The sequence below is a fragment of the uncultured Oscillibacter sp. genome (genome assembly GCF_910587525.1).
In the GTDB taxonomy this organism is placed as follows: domain Bacteria; phylum Bacillota; class Clostridia; order Oscillospirales; family Oscillospiraceae; genus Oscillibacter.
Genome location: NZ_CAJULS010000010.1, coordinates 15,850 through 35,953, shown reverse-complemented (window position 1 = coordinate 35,953; position 20,104 = coordinate 15,850). Strand labels below are relative to the sequence as shown.

Below are 20,104 nucleotides of genomic sequence, written 5' to 3'. Positions count from 1 at the left end.
CTGTTCCCTATTCCCAATTATATCATCCTTTTTTCCTTATGTGAACACTACCTAGATTCAGTTTTCCAACAGCCGGGCTGACATAACAGATTGAGTTTGCGGCCTATAGTCTTCCATGGTTTGCCCTCGCCTTACGGTCTTCCACGCCGCCAACGGCGGACCGCTCCCTATAAACCTTCCCCCTCTGACAGACTTTTGAAAGCGTTTTACACACTTTCGCTTTTATTCCGCACCCATTTACCGGCCATTGCAAGGCCAACCGGCATTTTTTTCATTTTTCCATTGAAGTCCGGACCGGGCCTCCGGGTGCCTCTGTATTTTTTATCCATATCTTTCCGCATATATATAATCTATACCTCCTCTCCGCCCGGATATTTGAAAAGCACCTACGGAAATCATGTCTCCCACCTGCCAAACAGGTATACGATTACCTGTCCCGATTTTATGCACAATCTTTGAAATTTTCTCCCGCTGTCCAACTGCTTACCTCTCCGTACTTATGCATCCCATCCACTCTTTAACCGTGCGGATCCGCTTCCACATTGGGTATCCTGACAGGTTTCGGAGGATTTTGATTCCTCCCTTTAGTAAACTTGACAATCCCCAAAATTTGGGCTATGATAGCTTCAAGCACATGCCGCTGCCGAATGGACGGCATAGCAGGGCTCAACGGTGCATTCCAGCATGAGGAGGTTTGAAGCGAAGCGCAGTCTGTTGCAGGGTACGGGAAGCGCCTGGCCGGTTTGGCCGGTCCTTCCTAAAATTACGGCTGTGACCAATTCCTGCGCCGGAATCGCCGCCGCGGCAGATGGCGGCACGGCGTACCGGACAGCATTGGCACGGCGAAGGGAGTAAGAAAAACAACTATGATCAACAAAATGAGAACAGCCCAGGAAGCTGTTGCAGGCATCCAGGACGGGATGACCGTCATGGTGGGCGGCTTCCTGGGGACCGGGACCCCGGAGATCCTGATCGACGCCTTGGTGGAAAAAGGCGTGAAGCACCTGACCGTCATCGCCAACGACGGCGGCCTCCCCGCCTCCGTCACCGGCACCACGGACCGGGGCGTGGCCAAGCTCCTCAGCGCGGGCATGATCGACCACATCATCGCCTCCCACGTGGGCATGAACCCCATCATCGGCAAGGGCATGAACGACGGCACTCTGAAATGCACCCTGGTGCCCCAGGGCTCCCTGGCGGAGAAGATCCGCGCCGCCGGCGCGGGCCTGGGCGGCGTGCTGACTCCCACGGGCGTGGGCACCATCATCGCCGACGGCAAGGAGACCCTGACCATCGAGGGCAGGCAGTATCTGCTGGAACTGCCCCTCCGCGCGGACTTCGCTCTGTGCCGGGCCAGCATCTGCGACAAGTTCGGCAACTTCAGCTGCGCAAAGGCTACCAAGAACTTTAACCACGTCATGGCCATGGCGGCGGACACCGTCATCCTCGGCGCGGAGAAGGTTGTGGAGATCGGCGAGGTGGATGTGGACACCTTCACCACCGCCGGTGTGTATGTGAACTATATCGTAGGAGGTGAGCAGCCTTGGCAGATCTGAAGATGAGAATCGCCAAGCGTGCGGCGAAAGAATTTAAGGACGGCGACATCGCCAATCTGGGCATTGGCCTGCCCACCATGGTGGCTAACTGCCTGCCCGAGGGCGTAACCATCGTGCTGCACTCCGAGAACGGCTTCACCGGCCTGCTGGGCGCTCCAGAAAAGGGCCAGGAGGACGTGGACGTCATCAACTCCGGCGGCGCCTACGTCACCTACGCTCCCTACGGCAACTTCTTCGGCTCCGAGGAGAGCTTCTCCATTATCCGCGGCGGCCACGTGGACGCCACGGTGCTGGGCGCTATGGAGGTGGACGAGAAGGGCAATATCGCCAACTGGATCATCCCCGGGAAGATGGTGGCCGGCATGGGCGGCGCCATGGACCTGGTGGTGGGTGCGCGCAAGGTGATCGTGGCCATGCTGCACACCCAGAAGGGCGCACACAAGATCCTCAAAGAGTGTACCCTGCCCCTGACAGCCGTGGGCGTGGTGGACATGATTATCACCGAGATGGGCGTGATGGAAGTCACTCCTGAGGGCATCGTCCTCAAGGAGCTGCACCCCGACTACTCCCTGGATGACATCAAGGCCGCCACCGGCTGCGAGCTCATCGTCAGCCCCGACCTCAAGCCCATGGAGGAAGAGTAATTCAACCCATTTTACAAAAATGGGAGTCCCGGCATTTGCCGGGGCTCCCATCTTTCAACCAGAAAAAATCGTTACAGCACTTCCCCCCACAGGGACAGCACCGCCCGCCCCCCGATCCGGACCCGGACAGCACCGCCCTCCTCCGTAAGGCGGCTGAGAATCTCCGACGGCTTTCCCATTGCCATTCCCTGTATAAAGCGGTTTTCGGCTCCGGAGGAAATGAATCCCCGGCGATACAGGTAATACGTCAGGGCCCCGTTGGAAGTTCCTGTGGCGGCCTCCTCCGGGATGGCGTACAGCGGCGCGAAGTTGCGGCAATAGGCCGCTGCGTCCTCCGTTCCCGGGCTGAACATATGGACGCCCACCACACCATACCGCTCCGACAGGCGGCAGACCTCCGCCTCGTTCTGGACGGCGCTGTCCAGAACATCCGGGTCCCGCACCGGCAGCAGGATGTCCAGAAGGCCGGTGCTGACGGCCTGTGGCTTCAGCCCCTCCGGCCGGTCCGCCGGGGTCAGGCCGTAGGCGGCGTACAGCTCCGCCTGCTCCTCCGTGGAAAAGGTCCGGCCCTCTGCCGGAGGAGCCATGTCCATCCACACAGCGTCCGGCTCCACCGTGACCTCCAGATCCCCGGAGCGGGTGTGGAGGGCGTACTGCCCCGCCGGGACCTCTCCGGTCTCCCGCAGGACGGTGAAGGCGGCAATGGTGGCGTGGCCGCACAGGTCCACCTCCTCCGCCGGGGTGAAGTAGCGGATATGGAAGCTCCGCTCCCCGGTGCGCTGGACAAAGGCAGTCTCCGAGTGCTTCAATTCCCCAGCCAGAGCGCACATCAGCGTCTCCTCCGGAAAGAGGCCCTCCCCCAGGGGGACCACGCCCGCCTGGTTGCCGGAAAACCGTTGGGCCGTAAAGGCGTCCGCGATGTAAAAGCGCATATTGTTCCTCCTTCTGTTCCATAGTTTGACAAGGGGCAGCATCCGGGCGGCTGTCTGCTGCCCCTTGTCAAGCAATGGCACCTGGGCCGTTTATGGAAAGCGGCCCGGCGCTTGGACGCCGGGCCGGCAGTTTACTGAATTTCAGAAAACTCAGGGCTTCTTGCGGCTGAACTCCTTGGGAACCACACAGGTACCCTCGGCAATGGCCACGATCACGGGCTCCTCCAGAACGTCCGCAGCGGAGGCGTTGATGTCGGGGCGGGTGGCGATGACCTTGCGGGCCTCGAAGCGCATCTTGCGGGAGGTGTTGCCGATATGGGTAACCTCGCCGTAGGCCTCGATGTAGTCTCCGGCGTAGACGGGCGCCTTGAACTCCACGTTGTTGTAGGCGCAGAACAGGCCCTCGTCTCCGTCGGTCTTGATCAGCAGCTCGGTGGCCACATCGCCGAAGAGATGGACCATATGGGCGCCGTCCACCAGGTTCCCGCCGTAGTGGGCATCTTTGGCGGACATGCGCAGGCGGATCAGCGATGTGTACTTCTTCTCTTCCATGTTGAAATCACTCCTGTTTTTTATTTGCGGATCACTCCGCGTTCTCCCATTGTTCGGGTCGACGAACTTTATTGTAAACTGATTTCCGATATTTGTCAATCCCGCCATTAAAATAACATCTTCTGCGCTATATAGACCGTAGAAATTGCAGAATCAGCCGCAGGCCGTAGACCAGAATCACGCTGCCGCACACCACGTTGATAATCCTCAGAACACGGTCGCTGAACCGGGCGGAGAAGAGGGAGATTAGCAGTGTGACGCCGGAGAACCACAGGCAGGAGGCCGTGGCGGAGCCCAGCACCAGAAGTGTGCTGTCCGCCCCGGGATGGCCGGCGCGGAAGCTGCCGTAGAGCAGCGTACCGTCGATGAGGGCCTGGGGATTGAGCCAGGTGACCACAAAGGCCTTGGCGGCAATTTTGGGCAGGGGGATGTCCATGTCCACGCTCTGGTCCATAGACGGCTTCTCCCGAATCAGCCCCACGCCGATCCAGCACACCACCAATCCGCCCGCCGCCAGCACGGCGGCCTGGAGCAGGGAAAACCGCTCCACCAGTGCGCCGATGCCGAAGAAGCAGGCCAGCAGCAGGCTGACATCGAAAAAAATCACGATCAGCGCGATGGGAATCAGCCGCCGGCGGGGCTGGGTCAGAGCGGCGTTGATCACGAAAAGATTCTGCATCCCGATGGGGGCCACATAGGCCAACCCGATGGCCAGGCCCTGCAAGTAGAGACCCATAGAAACATCCCCCCGTATGTGTTGACCTGACCATAACACACATTCCGCCGCCGCGCAAGAGCGCAGAAATTTGCTACCTGGTAAGGAGGCGCTGACCATGTCCAGCCATGAAAACTGCCCCTGCATGGCCGAGTGCCCGCTGAACCGGGCGCTGAAGCTGATCGGTGGCAAATGGAAGATGCAGATTCTCTGCTCCCTCCACAGCAACGGCCCCACCCGGTACAACCAGCTGAAAAGGACCCTGGACGGCGTGTCCAACACCGTGCTGGCCGGGGCCCTTCGGGAGCTGGAGGCCGACGGTCTGGTGGTCCGGCGGGAGTACCTGGAGGTCCCCGTGCGGGTGGAGTATGACATCGCGGAGCGGAGCCGGTCCCTGATTCCCATTCTGGACGAGCTGGGCCGGTGGTGCGACTCCCTGCCCGCCGGCGGAGATATGAAAAAAAGCGGGGCAGGCCCCGCGGACGATGGAGGTGCGGCCCTTTGAAAAGGATTCTGGCCCCCCTGGTGGGGGACGCGCCGGTGGTGACAGCCATCGGCCTGTGCAAAAACGCCGGCAAAACCACTGCCCTGCGCCGACTGATGGCCGAGCTGGAGGACGAATGCCTGGGACTCACCTCGGTAGGCCGGGACGGCGAGGCCACCGATCTTGTAACCGGCACGGAAAAACCGGACCTGTATATCAAGCGGGGGGACCTGTTCGCCACCGCCCGGGGCATGATAAACCTGTGCGACGTCACCCTGGAGGCAGCGGCCCTCACCGGCGTCATGACCCCCCTGGGGGAGGTGGCGGTGTTTCGAGCCCTGTCCGACGGGTATATCCAGCTGGCAGGTCCCTCCGCCGCCGGGCAGCTGAAGCCCCTGTGCGCCAGCTTCACCGCCCTGGGGGCGAACCGGGTGCTCATTGACGGCGCCGCAGGGCGGAAATCCCTGGCGGGGGCCGGTGTAGAGGGCACCGCCATCCTGTGTACCGGCGCCTCCCTGGACCGGAACATGGACCTGGTGGTGGCGGAGACGGCGTATATCTGCCGCCTGTTCGCCAGCAGGCGGCCCGCCTCCCCGGGGCTGGCCGCCGCGCTGGACATCTGTGGGGCGCGCTACGCGCTCTTCGGTCCCGATGGGGAGCCCTGGGAGCTGCCCCTGGATGAAAACGGCCTCCCCCGCTGGAACAAGCTCCCCCGGGAGAAATGCGCCCTGTGGGTGGCCGGCGGCGTCACCGACCCGCTGCTCAAGACCCTGGCCCGCCGGGGCGCACCCGTTACCCTGGCGTCTGCGGACGCCACCCACATTCTGGCGGGCCGGAATGTGCTGGAGCTGTTCACCCGGACCGGCGGAGAGCTGGCGGTCCGGCGGGAGCTGTCCATCGCCGCCGTGGGAGCCAATCCCTGGTCGGCCTACGGCTGGCACTTCCAGCCCCAGGCATTTGAGGACGCCCTCCGGCAGGTTGTGACGCTGCCGGTGGTAAACGTAAACGTGAAGGAGGAGAGATGATGGAACTGACCCTTGAACTGCGGGAGGAATCCGGTCTCCAGTGGGTGCTGGAGCGGTTGAGCCCCATGTCGCCCTTCGGCCGCGCCGCCGCCCGTGCTCTGCGTTGGTACGCCCCCGGAGAGGAGGCCGCGCTGGAGACCGAGCTGGACAATGTGGCTCTGGCTCTGGAGTTTTGGAACGCCGCAGGCACTCTCTCTCCGGAGCCGGAGTCCTGCTGCTGCGGTGCGCCCCGGCTGGACCCGGCCTCTTTGAAGGATATGGCCGCCATTCTCCGGGGTGTGACCCGGTGCCTCCCCCTGTTTCACGATATCCGGGGCTCCCTGGACCGGGACCCCGAAAACCCATTTGACCTGGTGGAGCTCTTTGAGATCAAACACTTCCTGGTGACACTGGAGCAGCTGACCGTGGCCTACGCCAAGCTGCCCTCCTTCCAGGATCTGACCTTCGTTCCCATGGACGAGTCTCTGAACCTGCTGGACCCGGACGGCCGCCGCCTGCCCGCCTTCTCCGTTTCGGAGACCTATCACCCGGACCTCGGCCCCCTGCGGGCGGAAAAAGCCGCTCTGGAGCGGTCCATCCGCGCCGCCAATGAGGAGGAGAAGGCCGCGCTTCTGGACCAGCGTCACCGGCTCACCGTGCAGGAGGACCTGCTGGAACTGGAGGTCCGGCGGACACTCACCCGGCGCCTCATGGACCGCAAAGCGGACTTTTTGGCCAACATGGAAGCTCTGGGCCGCATGGACCTGTTTCTGGCCAAGGCAAAGCTGGCCAAGCGGTACCGCTGCGTCCGGCCCGTGCTCTCCGGCGGATCCGCGCTCTCTCTCCAGGGCCTCCGCCACCCCCAGGTGGCCGAGGAACTGGCCTCCCGGGGAGAGGACTTTACCCCGCTGGACCTGAATCTCGCCGCCGGATGCACCGTCATTACCGGAGCCAACATGGGCGGCAAGACCGTCTCCCTGCGCTCCACAGTGCTGAGCCTGCTGCTGTGCCAGTGCGGATTCTTCGTCTTTGCCAATTTCGCGTCGCTGCCCCTGTTCCACGAGGCAGCCCTGATTTTGGCAGACACCGGTCCCGGCTCTGGGGGCCTCTCCTCTTTCGGCCGGGAGGTCCACCTGCTGGACCGGCTGCTGGACCGTACCCGTGGACAGCGCTTCTTCCTGGCCCTGGACGAGTTTGCCCGGGGCACCAACCCCCAGGAGGGGGCCGCTCTGGCCCGGGCATTGGTGCAGTATCTGGGCACGCTGGACTGCGTGGCCCTGATGACCACCCACTACGACGGCGTCTCCGATGTGGCGGGGGCCCACTACCAGGTGGCCGGGCTCGTCCGGGAGATCCACGGGGACGAGGGAGATGACCCCCGCAGCCGCATCGCCCGCCGGATGGACTACCGCCTGATGAGCGCCCCCCCCGGCGCGCCCTGCCCCAGGGACGCCCTGCGGGTCTGCCGCCTTTTGGACCTGGAACCGGCTCTGATGGAGCTGTTCCAGGCGGACCTGTGATATCCGGCTGGAAGGATATGGTTACCAAAAATCACATGGAAAAATCATGCAAAACCGCCAATATCAAAAAACTTGACAAAAGCCGCCATTTGGGTTATATTATTTTTAGTCAAACTGAATAAAGCATGGATAGAGGTGCGGAACGCGAGGTAGCAAATCAATGACAAGGGCAGGCAAGTCCAATGTGATTTGTGAATATTCGTTCCGCCGAAAGAGGGTACGGAATGCCGCCGCCCCCCTTGGAGCGTACGCTCAGCGCGTGCGGTCTGTCATGGAGAGCATGGAGTACTATTTATGCCTGCGGGAAGCGGTCTCTATCGTATTTTCTGTCCGGCATAAATAGTCCCTTGTGTTTATGGAGCGCTATCCTACTCCGCGTATACAAAATATGCGGCGTAGGATAGCGCTCTAAGTATTTTTTGGGAGGTACGAAATGGAGAAACTCATCATCACAGCAGCCATTTGCGGAGCCGAGGTCACCAAAGAGCACAACCCCGCCGTTCCCTATACGGTGGAGGAGATGGTGCGGGAGGCCAAGAGCGCCTTTGAAGCCGGCGCTGCTGTCATCCACGTCCACGTCCGCTGGGACGACGGCACCCCGACCCAGGACAAGGAGCGTTTCCGGGTCGTTCTGGACGCCATCCGCGAGGCCTGTCCCGGCGTGATCCTGATTCCCTCCACCGGCGGTGCCACCGGCATGACCCCGGAGGAGCGCCTGCAGCCCACCGAGCTCTTCCCCGAGATGGCAACCCTGGACTGCGGCACCTGCAACTTCGGCGACGACATCTTCGTCAACGATATGCCCACCATGCGTGCCTTCGGCAAACGGATGCTGGAAAACAACATCAAGCCCGAGTATGAGTGCTTTGAAATCGGCCATTTGGACACCGTGCTGAACATGGCCGCCAAGGGTCTGGTCCCTGCCGCCCCCATGCAGTTTAACTTCGTGCTTGGCGTCAACGGCTGCACCCCCGCCACTGTCGGCAACCTGGACTATCTTGTCAGGCAGATCCCCGCCGGGTCCACCTGGACCGTCACCGGCGTGGGCCGCGGCGCATGGCCCATGGCCGCCGCCGGCATCGTCATGGGCGGCAACGTCCGTGTGGGCTTTGAGGACAACATCTACTTAGAGCGGGGCCACAAGGCCGCCTCCAACGGCGAGCTGGTTGCCAAGGTCGTGGCCCTGGCGAAGCTCCTGGGCCGCGAGGTCGCCACCCCCGACGAGGCCCGCAGGATTCTCTCCCTGACCAAGTAAGAGGCAGCTGCCTCTTTGCGGTCCAAGTATTCCATTTCATCATTTTGTTCATACCATAAATCTTACCATACAAAATTTTTTGAGGAGGAACACCACCATGCAGAAGAAAGGCAACAAGTACGGAACCCACCGCGTCATTGAGCCCAAGGGCGTTTTGACCCAGGCCGCTCAGAAGATCGACAACAACATGGACGAGATCTACTCCAACGAGATCCTGTGCAACGTCACCGCTCTGAATATTGACTCCGCTTCCTTCACCCAGATCGCCGACGCCTGCGGCGGCGACGAGACCAAAATCGGCGAAATGATCATGGGTATCGTGGCCGAGCGCGGCAAGCAGCAGAATCCCGTCACCGGCTCCGGCGGCATGTTCATGGGCAACGTGGCCAAGATCGGCGACGACCTCAAGGGCAAGATCGACCTGAAAGAGGGCGACAAGATCGTCTCCCTGGTCTCCCTGTCCCTGACCCCCCTGAAGATCAACAAGATCAAGGCCATCCACAAGGAGATTGACCGCGTGGACGTGGACGCCCAGGCCATCCTGTTTGAGAGCGGCATCTATGCCAAGATGCCCGACGATATGCCCGAGCCCCTGGCCCTGGCCGCTCTGGATGTGGCCGGCGCTCCCGCTCAGGCCCGGAAGCTCCCCAAAGAGGGCGACAGCGTCCTGATCCTGGGCGCCAACGGCAAGTCCGGCGTTCTGTGCGGTTACGAGGCCATGAAGAAGGTCGGCCCCAACGGCAAGGTCATCGGCGTCGTCCGCAACCCCAAGCAGGTGGCTGACCTGAAGGAGCTGGGCGTCTATACCGACATCGTCGTGGCCGACTGCACCCGTCCCGTGGACGTGATGGAGGCCGCTCTGGCCGCCAACGGCGGCAAGGAGTATGATATCTCCATCTGCTGCGTCAACATCGAGAGCTGCGAAATGTCCGCTATTCTGCCCGTCCGTGACGACGGCCTGGTGTACTTCTTCTCCATGGCCACCTCCTTCACCAAGGCCGCTTTGGGCGCCGAGGGCATCGGCAAGGACGTCACCATGATCGTGGGCAACGGCTACACCAAGGACCACGCCGAGATCACCCTGGGCGTCATCCGCGAGAACGCCAAGCTCCGCAAGCTGTTTGAGGAGAAGTACGTCTGATCCTGTTCCATGGAAGCGGGCACGTCCCGCGAAATTAAAAGTGGAGGTAACCCATCATGAAAGTTTCCCGCCGCGCAGAGCTGTTCCCCCACGTCACCGACGCCGAGTGGAACGACTGGAGATGGCAGATCAAAAACCGCGTTGAGACCCTGGAGGACCTGAAAAAATACGTCTCTCTGACTCCCGAGGAGGAGGAGGGCGTCAAGGCCTGCCTCGGCACTCTGCGCATGGCCATCACCCCCTACTACCTCTCCCTGATCGACCCCAACGACCCCCACGACCCCGTCCGCAAACAGGCCGTTCCCACCGGGTCCGAGCTGCATCAGGCCGCTTCCGACCTGCTGGACCCCCTGCATGAGGATGAGGACTCCCCGGCCCCCGGTCTGACCCACCGCTATCCGGACCGTTGCCTGCTGCTGATCACCGACCAGTGCTCCATGTACTGCCGTCACTGCACCCGCCGGCGCTTCGCCGGCCAGAAGGACGCCGGTCTTCCCGTGGACCAGGTGGATCAGGCCATCGAGTACATCCGCAAGACGCCCGTCATCCGCGATGTGTTGCTCTCCGGCGGCGACGCGCTGCTCTGCTCTGACGAGCGGCTGGAGTATATCATCGCCAAGCTCCGGGAGATCCCCCACGTGGAAATCGTCCGCATCGGCTCCCGCACCCCGGTGGTCTGCCCCCAGCGTGTCACCCCCGAGCTGTGCAATATGCTGAAGAAGTATCATCCCATTTGGCTGAACACTCACTTCAACCACCCCAACGAGATCACCCCCGAGTCCGCCAAGGCCTGCCAGATGCTGGCTGACGCCGGCGTCCCTCTGGGCAACCAGAGCGTGCTGCTGGCCGGTGTGAACGACTGCGTCCACACCATGAAGAAGCTGGTCAACGAGCTGGTGAAGATCCGGGTTCGCCCCTACTACATCTACCAGTGCGACCTGTCCATGGGCCTGGAGCACTTCCGCACCCCCGTCAGCAAGGGCATCGAGATCATCGAGGCTCTGCGGGGCCACACCTCCGGCTTCTGCGTGCCCACCTTCGTGGTAGACGCCCCCGGCGGCGGCGGCAAGACCCCTGTCATGCCCCAGTACGTCATCTCCCAGACGCCTCACAAGGTCATCCTCCGCAACTACGAGGGCGTCATCACCACCTACACCGAGCCCGAAAACTACCAGGAGACCTGCCAGTGCGAATACTGCCGGGCCGAGCGCGAGGGCAAGCGCAAGACGGAGCTCATGGGTGTCGCCGGACTGGAGCGGGGCCAGGCCCTCTCCATGGAGCCCGCCAACCTGGAGCGCCACAAGCGTTCTCACCACGAGTAATCACCTTCACCGGTCTACCCGGGGCCCCGCCTTGGCGGGTCCCCGGGCGCAGTCCGGTATGCGTATCCCAATAAACAGATGATTGGATGTGAGCGTATTTGGAATCCAAACTGAACCTTGATTTTAAGCTGGTAGAACAGGCCCGCGCCCATGCCGCCCAGGTAGCCGACGAGACCCAGCGGTTTATCGACGGCTACACTACCGTGGCCGTAGAGCGCACCATCTGCCGGCTGCTCGGCATCGACGGCGTCAGCGGCGGAGAGACCCTGGATATCACCGGCGAAAACAGCCTGGGCGTACCCCTGCCCAGCGTGGTGGTGGACTACCTGATGGAAAAGGGTGCGCTGTCTCAGGGCGCCGCCTTCTGGCTGGGCAACGCCATGGTAGAGACCGGCAAGAACCCTCAGGTCCTGGCTGAGGAGGTCGCTGCCGGCACGCTGGACCTGACGGCCCTGCCCGTCCACGCTGAGGCGGACATTCACGCCGCCCTGGCTCCCATCGTGGAAGAGAGCCTGAAGAAAATCCGCACCCGCCGCAAACGCCGGGAGGACTTCATCGCCTCCCACGGCGGCGAGAAGAACGGCCCCTGGGTCTATCTGATCGTGGCCACCGGCAACATCTATGAGGACATCGTGCAGGCCACCGCCGCCGCCCGCCAGGGTGCCGACGTTATCGCCGTCATCCGTACCACCGGCCAGTCCCTGCTGGACTACGTCCCCTACGGCGCCACCACCGAGGGCTTCGGCGGCACCTATGCCACCCAGGAGAACTTCCGCCTCATGCGGGAGGCCATGGACAAAGTGGGCGAGGAGCTGGGCCGCTACATCCGGGTGTGCAACTACTGCTCCGGACTGTGCATGCCCGAGATTGCCGCCATGGGCGCCTTCGAGGGCCTGGACGTGATGCTCAACGACGCCCTTTACGGCATTTTGTTCCGCGACATCAACATGCAGCGCACCCTGGTGGACCAGTCCTTCTCCCGCGCCATCAACGCTTATGCGGGCGTTGTGATCAACACCGGCGAGGACAACTACCTCACCACCGCCGACGCGGTGGAGGAGGCCCACACCGTGCTGGCCTCCCAGTTCCTCAACGAGGCCTTCGCCCTCAAGGCGGGGCTGCCCGAGGAGCAGATGGGCCTGGGCCATGCCTTTGAGATTGACCCCGATGTGGAAAACGGCTTCCTCTATGAGCTGGCGCAGGCCGAGATGGCCCGGGAGATCTTCCCCAACGCGCCGCTGAAGTACATGCCTCCCACCAAGTTTATGACCGGCAACGTGTTCCGCGGCCACGTGCAGGACGCCCTGTTCAATATGGTGACCATCCTGACGGGTCAGAAGATCCACCTGCTGGGCATGATGACCGAGGCCATCCACACTCCCTTCCTGTCCGACCGGTTCCTGGCTATTCAGAACGCCCAGTACATCTTCCGCACCATGCAGGACCTGGGCAGCGAGATTGTGTTCAAGGACGGCGGCATCATGCAGACCCGTGCCAACGAGGTGCTGAAAAAAGCCACCGACCTGCTGGGCCAGATCGAGCAGCTGGGCATCTTTGAGACCCTGGAGCGGGGCATCTTCGCCGACATCAAGCGCCCCCGCGATGGCGGCAAGGGCCTGGACGGCGTCGTAAGCAAGACGCCGGGCTATTTCAACCCGTTCCTGGAACCCATGATGAAAGGGGGCACCGTTAAATGAGCTCCGGACTGTATCAGATTCGCGATAAAAACCTGGACACCACCCTGGACCTGACCCGTTTGAAGCCCTATGGCGACACCATGAACGACGGTAAGGTGCAGACCTCCTTCACCCTCCCGGTGAAGGAGGACGACCGGGGCGCGGCCGCCGCCGTACTGGTGGCCCAGAAGATGGGCCTGTCGGAGCCCAACGTGGCCCTGCGGCAGAAGCTGGACGAAAACTTCACCTTCTACGTGGTCTATGGCTCCCTGACCCACACCGTCAATTACAACGAAATCGTGGTTCAGACCGTCACCGACGAGGTGATGGATATGCACGAGACCGACGACTTCCTGAAAGAGCGCCTGGGCCGCAAGATGGTGGTCATCGGCGCGTCCACCGGCACGGACGCTCACACCGTGGGCATCGACGCCATCATGAACCGCAAGGGCTTCGCCGGCCACTACGGCCTGGAGCGCTACGAGATGGTGGAGGCCTACAACCTGGGCAGCCAGGTCCCCAACGAGGAGTTCCTGCGCAAGGCCGCCGAAGTCAACGCCGACGTGCTGCTGGTCTCCCAGACCGTTACCCAGAAGGACGTCCACATTCAGAACCTCACCGAGCTCATTGAGCTGGCGGAGGCCGAGGGTGTCCGGGAGAAGTACATCTTCTGCTGCGGCGGCGCCCGCGTCACCCACGCTCTGGCCAAAGAGCTGGGCTATGACGCCGGTTTCGGCGCAGGCACCTACGCCGACGACGTGGCCACCTTCACCTCGAAGGAGCTGGTCCGCCGCCTGAACAAGTGATCCGTCCGTCCTGTCTGAGGCAAACGCGAGAGGCCGGGAGTTCAGCCACTCCCGGCCCCGGCGGTATCCATTTGTATGGTCAGCAGAGCTGAGCCAACCGCCCACCCACGCGCAAAGCGCATATCTGCTGTACCATGAAGCCATACAAACCGGCCGCTCCGCGGCCGCAGCGGCTATACGCTGTTGCAGAGCATCAATGCTCTTTTTCAAGTTTGTTGACTATAAAAGAAGGGAGGTAACTGAGACAGGACGGCTGATTGGGAGTATATCCCAAAATTTTTCCACTCACAATCGATTTTGGGATCTGCTCTGAGGCACCCCCCATCCCTGGCGTATCCATTCGCACGGACCCCGGCCGAGAGAACCGGAGGTCCAAGAGAGAAAAGGAGGTTTCGCAATGCAATCCCTGAAAAATTTGAAGGACAGACTCGGCAAAGTTCTGCTGGTCATGTACGCGCTGGTCCCTCTCATGACCACCTTCGCCCTGGCGGCTGAGGACGGCCAGAGCAGGTTCTACGGCACCATCTGGTCTCTGATTCCCCCCATCGTGGCCATTGTTCTGGCGTTGATCACCAAGGAGGTCTACTCCTCCCTGTTCCTGGGCATCCTGGTGGGCTACCTGATCCAGATGGAATTCAACCCCGTGGCCGCCATCACCACTCTGATCGCCGATCTGGGCGACAACATCGGCGGCAACGCTGGTATCCTGATCTTCCTGGTAGTCCTGGGCACCATGGTGGCCCTGATGATCCGGGCCGGCGGCTCCAAAGCCTACGGTGACTGGGCCGTGGAGCACCTGAAGAGCAAGAAGAGCGCCCTGTGGTCCACCTTCATCCTGGCTGCCATCCTGGGCGTGGACGACTATTTCAACAACCTGACCACCGGCAACGTCATGCGTCCCGTCACGGACCGGCACCAGATTTCCCGCGCCAAGCTGGCCTATATGTGCGACGCCACCGCCGCCCCCATCTGCATCATGATGCCCGTCTCCTCCTGGGCTGCCGCCGTCACCGGCGTTATCGACAACGAGGAGCTGGGCTTCCAGATCTTCTGCCGGGCCATTCCCTATAACTTCTACGCGATTTTGACCATCGTCTTCATCATTGTCATGATCGTGCGGGACATCGACTTCGGCCCCATGAAGACCCACGAGGACAACGCCAAGAAGGGTGATATTTACACCACTCCCGAGCGCCCCTTCGCCGGTGCTGAGGAGATGAAATTCAATCCCAACGGCAAGGTCATCGACCTGGTGATCCCCGTGATTATCCTGATCGTCGGCTGCGTGGGCGGCCTGGTTTACGCCGGCTACCTGAACGGCGGCACCGACCTGCTGAGCATGTTCGCCAACACCGACGCCTTTGTGGGCCTGCCTCTGGGCTCCACCGTCGCTCTGATCATCACATTCATCTTCTTCGCCTTCCGCCGTTCCATGAAGTTCACTGAACTGATGGACTGCATCCCCGAGGGCTTCAAGCAGATGGTTCCCGCCATCCTGATCCTGTGCTTCGCCTGGACCATCGGTGGCGTGACCCGTTACGGCCTGGGCGCTCCCGAGTTCGTGGCCGGGCTGGTTGAGTCCTTCGGTCCCGCTCTGCGCAACATGCTGCCCGCCGTGATCTTCCTGATCGCCTGCTTCCTGGGCTTCGCCACCGGTACCTCCTGGGGCACCTTCGGCATCCTGCTGCCCATCGTGCTGGACGTGTTCACTCCCGGCGGCTTCGCCAACCTGACCGCTGAGACCTTGAACGAAGTGCCCATCCTCATGGTCGGCATCGGCGCCACCCTGGGCGGCGCGGTCTGCGGCGACCACTGCTCCCCCATCTCCGATACCACCATCATGGCCTCCTCCGGCTCTCAGTGCTACCACCTGAATCACGTGCTCACCCAGATGCCCTACGCGGTTACCGTGGCGGCCATCTCCTTTGTGAACTACGTGATCACCGGTATCCTGATCAACTTCGTGCCGGAGATCGTCTGCCTGGTCATTGCCATCGCTTCCACCATCGTCACCATGCTCGTGATCGACAAGGTGACCAAGTCCAAGAAGACGGCCTGACCCCGGGGGAGACAATTCTTCTGACAAACGCGTTATGCCGCTCCACTCCCTCTGGAGTGGAGCGGTATTTCCCTTTCAGCGGACGAGAACGCGGAATGCGGCCCAGGGACTCTTGGACCAATACAGCCGCTTCTCGGCGGCGGGCACACCGGCGAGGTACTCCAGCCCCATCTCTTTCTTCAACGCGGCAAACTCATAGATCATCTTCATAGCTGTATGCTCCTTTCTTGTTTCTGTACTCAGTATACTTCAGCCCAAAGCATTACACAAGCGAATAATTCTCATGTTTTATATGAGTTAAAGGAATGATTAAATGAACACGATCAAGTGTCAAATTCTCCTGAAAGCTGTGGAACTGGGGAGCATCACCCGGGCGGCGGAGGACATGGGGTATACGCAGTCGGCGGTGAGCCGCTCCATTGCCGACCTGGAACGGGAGTGGGATGTGACGCTGCTGACTCGGAACAAAGACGGGGTGGTTCTCACCGCCCAGGGAGAATCCCTGCTGCCGGACATCCAGTCGCTGTGCAACGCCCAGCGGACTTTGGAAACCCAGGTCTCCGCTCTCCACGGCCTCACCCGCGGCACTCTGCGGGTGGGCACCTTTACCAGCGTCTCCATACACTGGCTCCCGGGGATCATGAAAGAGTTCCTGGCCCTCTATCCTGGCATCCGGTTTGACCTGGTCAGCAAGTGGGAATTCGCCGAGGTGGAGGAGCTGGTGCGCCGGGGGCAGGTGGACTGTGGCTTTCTGGCCCTTCCGTCGGGGGACGCGCTGGACACCGCCTTTCTGCGGCGGGACCGGCTGCTGGCAGTGCTCCCTCCGGATCATCCCCTGGCGGGAGCAGAGTGCTATCCCGCGGCCCGATTTGCCCAGGACCCCTATATCCGCATTCATGAGCACTGGGACATGGAGTTCTCCCGCATCTTCCAGGATGAGGGTTTGCGGCCCAACATCCAGTACACCGTCAATGACGATTTCGCCATCCTGGCCATGGTAGAGCAGGGCCTTGGTATCAGCATCCTGCCGGAGATGGTGGTGCGCGGCAGCCAGCGGAATGTGGCCGCCATCCCCCTGGAGCGGCCCCGCTACCGGGAGATCGGACTGGCGGTCCGCCGGGGCGGACCCGTGTCCCCCCTGACCCGCCGCTTCCGGGACTTCACGCTCCAGTGGCTGGAAGGTGACCGCTGATTGCGGCATATACATTACATATAGTACGATTGCTATGAACTTAATACTTTGTATCACATTCATTACAATTTTTCTCCTAATATCAAAATACCGCAGTGAAGTTACTGCGGTACAACATGTTTTATTTGTTCGATATAAAAAGTTGACAGACTATCCCCTTGGTGTAGCCTGTCAACTTATCTTGGTGCGGGCATGGGGACTCGAACCCCAACGCATCGCTGCACGAGAACCTAAATCTCGCATGTCTACCAATTCCATCATGCCCGCATATATGGGCGGCAGATCATCTCACCGCCGCTTTTGTTTCCGCTGAGCGCCAACAGCCGTCAAATCAAATCCACAGCCAGGGCACTCTGCTCTATTCCCGCGATAACGCGCGAAATCATATTGATTACGTCCGCAAGGGTAAACTTTTCGTGCTGGTCGGTCATTTGCTCCCACGTATGATGTACGAACTGATTCCTGATTTTGCGGATCGAGTCATAATATGCCAATTCGTCTGCCAGTGAGTCCTGCAAATCTGCCCGGCAGCACATACCGATCTGGCGGATATAGTCGCTGACCTTTGGATTTCTTACTTTTTTCCACTGAGAATTACCTGTGATATCCGAAAACCAATTTGCAATCTCACTCAGCACAGATTCAAAAAAGGCCAGCAGAAGCAGCAACAGGGTATATTTGTTGATTTCCTCATAGAGAAAGCTCCATGAGAGAAACTGACTGTGTTCCCAGGATACAGGCCCGGCCCAGTCGTGTTCATCAATGTCAAAGGGTTCAAACGTGTCCACTTTCTCTTTCAGGAATATGAGCAGGTAAAGGCAGTAGTCGTTGATCTTAGCCAGTTGCTCCTCGTATTTCACAAACGGAAAAACCCCGCCCTCTGTCACAAACAGGAGATAACCGGCGTTCCCCGCATAGTGCTCACAGGAATGGCTCTCTTTCAGCCGCTCCATGTCTCCGTCCATATCCGCACCAATCCTCACGCTGCGCGACAGCACGCAAAGCCTATACTCCAGTTGCGCACGCAGGGCCCTCCTGCCTTCCAACGGGGTTGCGCGGCAGGGATGCTTGTGTTATGATAGCAAAAACAGTTCGGGCCGTATTTGAAAATTGGACGCGCAGTGCGGAAAAGTTTGGCGGCTTTGAGTGCTTTTTTGAGTGTTCTAATGTATTATAAATAAGATCAATTTATTATACCACAGTCCTTCCGTCAAGACAACACAAAAATCCTCTCTTTTCAGTTTTGCGCCGCTGAACGCCCTACCACAACAATCTTCAGCAAAATAACCATCAGAAGTTGAAATGTGGCAGTCCGGCATATTCTTCGGGCAGTTCATCTTCGCAATAAACACCCGTAAGGGTCGTAATCAATGCTGATTGCTCACTGCAAACGTGTCGGTTTAAATAAGCAATAAAATCTTTTTCATTATAGTGTGCGCCAATCAAATTACCCATTTTTACACGATATTTGGCAGCATCAGGACTTTTATACAACCAATGACAGCAGAACTCTGAGCAATATCGTTCGAGGTTATCGGCAGCTTCATCTGGGACAGCGAATACACTTATTGCGCTGTCCGCGCTCAATAATACGTTTTTCAAAAAGCGCCCCTGATTTGATTGATCACTCCGATTATACCACGGGCCTGGGCTTACAGCATCGTATTGTCAAAGCGCCAAAGTTATAATTTGGCAGCGCTTTCTTCAAAAGGGACCAAAAGGCGCCATAAATCAGCCCGGCAAATCAGGAGTTGTATGATTCGAAAGGAACTTTACTTTCTGTTCGGTCTTCTTTTAATTCTCAGCAGTCTCATGAAATCATTCAGCAAAGACGTATCCACTGGTTCAAACATTATCCATTTTCCATCATGGTAAGTTTGAGCCTTGTCATAGATCTCTTGCACTTCTTTTGAATAATTTTCTCTCTCTGCTTCAAATTTCAACCGTTCGCCCTTCCCTAAGATAATCATAAAGCCCACACAGTTTTCTCTTGCGTATAATGCACACAGCGTTTTACCGCCCCGGCGATATTTATATTCGTATTTCCATGCTTTGCCGCCCATATCCCACAGACAGTCCATATCATATTGTTCATCAATTGCAGCACACAACTTATTCCATACATCGTATAGAGATTTTCCAACCAAAGCTGTCATTTCTTCTTCGTTAGGTATCATATCAAGCATATTAACCCTCCTGTATAACTTCCGATTGGCCGCTCTGATTATATCATCTCTGATTTTTCGTTTCAACCTGTGATCAGCGAAATTGTCAGCGCCGCGCCTTCACAGCACAAAAGGTGAGGGAGGAACAAAAATCTCCATTAGAAAAGAGGAATCCCGTCATGTCCACTCCCCGTGTTACCGCCATCCACGATATGTCCGGCTTTGGCCGCTGCTCCCTGACCGTGGCCCTTCCCATTCTCTCCGCTATGGGGGTGCAGTGCTGCCCTCTGCCCACTGCCTTTCTCTCCACCCATACCGGAGGCTTTGAGGGCTTCACTTTCCTGGACATGACGGACGAAATGCCGAAGATCGCCCGGCACTGGAAGTCCCTGGGCCTCCGGTTTGACGCCGTTTACAGCGGCTTTCTGGGCAGCGCCCGGCAGATCGGCATGGTGGCGGACTTCATCCGGGACTTCCGGGGAGACGGCGTAGTGGTGGTGGACCCGGTGATGGGAGACGGCGGGGCAGTCTACCGGACCTACACGCCGGAGATGTGCGCCGGGACGGCCCGTCTGGCGGAACAGGCGGACGTCATCACCCCCAATCTGACGGAGGCCGCGCTGCTGCTGGGCATCCCCTACGGGGAACTTCCCGGGGGGGAGGCAGGGTGCCGGGCGATTGTGGAGCGGCTGAGCCTGGAGGGCCGGCGCTCCGTGGTGCTCACCGGGGCCAGCCTGGAGCCGGGCAGCACCGGAGCCATGTGCTTCGACGCCTCCGCCGGGCGGACGGAGGCCGTTCAGACCCGGCGGGTGGACCGGGACTTCCACGGCACAGGCGATGTGTTTTCCAGCGTCCTCACCGGGGCGCTGGTGCAAGGGAAATCCCTGATAGAGGCCGCCCGGGCGGCGGTGGAATTTGTCCGGGCCTGTGCGGAGCGGACGGCAGCCATGGATCTCCCCATGCGGGAGGGCGTGGACTTTGAGCCGCTGCTGGGCCTGCTGGCAAAACCTGCGCCCACTCCTCTGGATGGTCCAGCATAGGCGTCTGCGACCGGCTGCGGCATATGCCGCAGCCCCCTTTC

At 60.1% G+C, this 20,104-nt stretch carries 20 protein-coding genes and 1 tRNA gene; 13 read left to right on the top strand and 8 right to left on the bottom strand.

The window, feature by feature from the left end; translation table 11 throughout:
* The first annotated feature begins 866 nt into the window (after positions 1–866).
* Together QZ326_RS02295 and QZ326_RS02290 are read left to right on the top strand one after the other, a co-directional pair.
* Positions 867–1,556 carry a CoA transferase subunit A gene (locus QZ326_RS02295; protein ID WP_295740792.1) on the top strand — a complete coding sequence of 230 codons (690 nt, stop codon included), beginning with the start codon at positions 867–869 and terminating at the stop codon, positions 1,554–1,556.
* Positions 1,544–2,200, top strand: coding sequence for a 3-oxoacid CoA-transferase subunit B (locus QZ326_RS02290; RefSeq protein WP_016321247.1), 657 nt, complete (start codon positions 1,544–1,546; stop codon positions 2,198–2,200). The genes QZ326_RS02295 and QZ326_RS02290 overlap by 13 nt, the downstream gene beginning before the upstream one ends.
* Positions 2,201–2,271: 71 nt before the next feature.
* On the opposite strand, the gene QZ326_RS02285 is transcribed toward QZ326_RS02290, so the two are convergent.
* From QZ326_RS02285 to QZ326_RS02275, 3 genes are all read right to left on the bottom strand, one after another.
* Positions 2,272–3,132, bottom strand: a complete 861-nt coding sequence (locus QZ326_RS02285) for a PhzF family phenazine biosynthesis protein (protein WP_295740789.1) — start codon at positions 3,130–3,132, stop codon at positions 2,272–2,274.
* Between the two features lie 150 nt (positions 3,133–3,282).
* Positions 3,283–3,684, bottom strand: coding sequence for a hotdog fold domain-containing protein (locus QZ326_RS02280; protein ID WP_016321245.1), 402 nt, complete (start codon positions 3,682–3,684; stop codon positions 3,283–3,285).
* A 127-nt stretch (positions 3,685–3,811) separates the two neighbouring features.
* Positions 3,812–4,420 (bottom strand): LysE/ArgO family amino acid transporter, encoded by a 609-nt coding sequence (locus tag QZ326_RS02275; RefSeq protein ID WP_295740786.1) that lies wholly within the window; start codon positions 4,418–4,420, stop codon positions 3,812–3,814.
* Between the two features lie 97 nt (positions 4,421–4,517).
* Here QZ326_RS02275 and QZ326_RS02270 point away from each other — a divergent pair, with 97 nt between their 5' ends.
* The 9 genes from QZ326_RS02270 (at position 4,518) to QZ326_RS02230 (ending at position 15,666) form a co-directional block, all read left to right on the top strand.
* A complete protein-coding gene (locus QZ326_RS02270) occupies positions 4,518–4,904 on the top strand; it encodes a helix-turn-helix domain-containing protein (protein ID WP_295740784.1) in 387 nt (128 codons plus the stop codon).
* Positions 4,901–5,908 (top strand): hypothetical protein, encoded by a 1,008-nt coding sequence (locus QZ326_RS02265; protein WP_295740782.1) that lies wholly within the window; start codon positions 4,901–4,903, stop codon positions 5,906–5,908. Before QZ326_RS02270 ends, QZ326_RS02265 begins: the two co-directional genes overlap by 4 nt.
* Positions 5,905–7,407, top strand: coding sequence for a MutS-related protein (locus tag QZ326_RS02260; protein WP_295740780.1), 1,503 nt, complete (start codon positions 5,905–5,907; stop codon positions 7,405–7,407). Before QZ326_RS02265 ends, QZ326_RS02260 begins: the two co-directional genes overlap by 4 nt.
* A gap of 433 nt (positions 7,408–7,840) precedes the next feature.
* Complete coding sequence (locus QZ326_RS02255; protein WP_295740778.1) at positions 7,841–8,662, top strand: 3-keto-5-aminohexanoate cleavage protein; 822 nt, start codon at positions 7,841–7,843, stop codon at positions 8,660–8,662.
* 97 nt (positions 8,663–8,759) lie between these two features.
* Complete coding sequence (locus QZ326_RS02250) at positions 8,760–9,803, top strand: hypothetical protein (RefSeq protein ID WP_016321239.1); 1,044 nt, start codon at positions 8,760–8,762, stop codon at positions 9,801–9,803.
* Positions 9,804–9,859: 56 nt separating this feature from the next.
* On the top strand, positions 9,860–11,125 hold the full coding sequence (ablA, locus tag QZ326_RS02245; protein WP_295740776.1) for a lysine 2,3-aminomutase: 1,266 nt from the start codon (positions 9,860–9,862) through the stop codon (positions 11,123–11,125).
* 98 nt (positions 11,126–11,223) lie between these two features.
* Complete coding sequence (locus QZ326_RS02240) at positions 11,224–12,822, top strand: lysine 5,6-aminomutase subunit alpha (RefSeq protein ID WP_295740774.1); 1,599 nt, start codon at positions 11,224–11,226, stop codon at positions 12,820–12,822.
* A complete protein-coding gene (locus QZ326_RS02235) occupies positions 12,819–13,607 on the top strand; it encodes an OAM dimerization domain-containing protein (protein ID WP_295740772.1) in 789 nt (262 codons plus the stop codon). The genes QZ326_RS02240 and QZ326_RS02235 overlap by 4 nt, the downstream gene beginning before the upstream one ends.
* A gap of 397 nt (positions 13,608–14,004) precedes the next feature.
* Positions 14,005–15,666: a Na+/H+ antiporter NhaC family protein gene (locus QZ326_RS02230; RefSeq protein WP_295740770.1), complete on the top strand. Its 1,662-nt coding sequence runs from the start codon at positions 14,005–14,007 to the stop codon at positions 15,664–15,666.
* Positions 15,667–15,741: 75 nt separating this feature from the next.
* Here the strand turns inward: QZ326_RS02230 and QZ326_RS02225 are convergent, their stop codons facing one another.
* Positions 15,742–15,876 carry a hypothetical protein gene (locus tag QZ326_RS02225; protein ID WP_295740768.1) on the bottom strand — a complete coding sequence of 45 codons (135 nt, stop codon included), beginning with the start codon at positions 15,874–15,876 and terminating at the stop codon, positions 15,742–15,744.
* A 103-nt stretch (positions 15,877–15,979) separates the two neighbouring features.
* Between QZ326_RS02225 and QZ326_RS02220 the strand changes: the two genes are divergently transcribed.
* On the top strand, positions 15,980–16,858 hold the full coding sequence (locus QZ326_RS02220) for a LysR family transcriptional regulator (RefSeq protein WP_295740766.1): 879 nt from the start codon (positions 15,980–15,982) through the stop codon (positions 16,856–16,858).
* 182 nt (positions 16,859–17,040) lie between these two features.
* Here the strand turns inward: QZ326_RS02220 and QZ326_RS02215 are convergent.
* The 4 genes from QZ326_RS02215 to QZ326_RS02200 form a co-directional block, all read right to left on the bottom strand.
* A tRNA-Leu gene (locus QZ326_RS02215) sits at positions 17,041–17,125 on the bottom strand.
* A gap of 59 nt (positions 17,126–17,184) precedes the next feature.
* The gene (locus QZ326_RS02210; RefSeq protein WP_295740764.1) at positions 17,185–17,823 is read right to left on the bottom strand and encodes a hypothetical protein; all 639 of its coding nucleotides are present in this window, start codon (positions 17,821–17,823) and stop codon (positions 17,185–17,187) included.
* Positions 17,824–18,148: 325 nt separating this feature from the next.
* A complete protein-coding gene (locus tag QZ326_RS02205) occupies positions 18,149–18,460 on the bottom strand; it encodes a hypothetical protein (RefSeq protein WP_295740763.1) in 312 nt (103 codons plus the stop codon).
* A gap of 170 nt (positions 18,461–18,630) precedes the next feature.
* A complete protein-coding gene (locus tag QZ326_RS02200) occupies positions 18,631–19,044 on the bottom strand; it encodes a DUF3788 domain-containing protein (RefSeq protein WP_295740761.1) in 414 nt (137 codons plus the stop codon).
* A 158-nt stretch (positions 19,045–19,202) separates the two neighbouring features.
* On the opposite strand from QZ326_RS02200, the gene QZ326_RS02195 reads away from it, so the two are divergent.
* Positions 19,203–20,063, top strand: a complete 861-nt coding sequence (locus QZ326_RS02195; protein WP_295740759.1) for a pyridoxamine kinase — start codon at positions 19,203–19,205, stop codon at positions 20,061–20,063.
* Positions 20,064–20,104 lie beyond the last annotated feature (41 nt).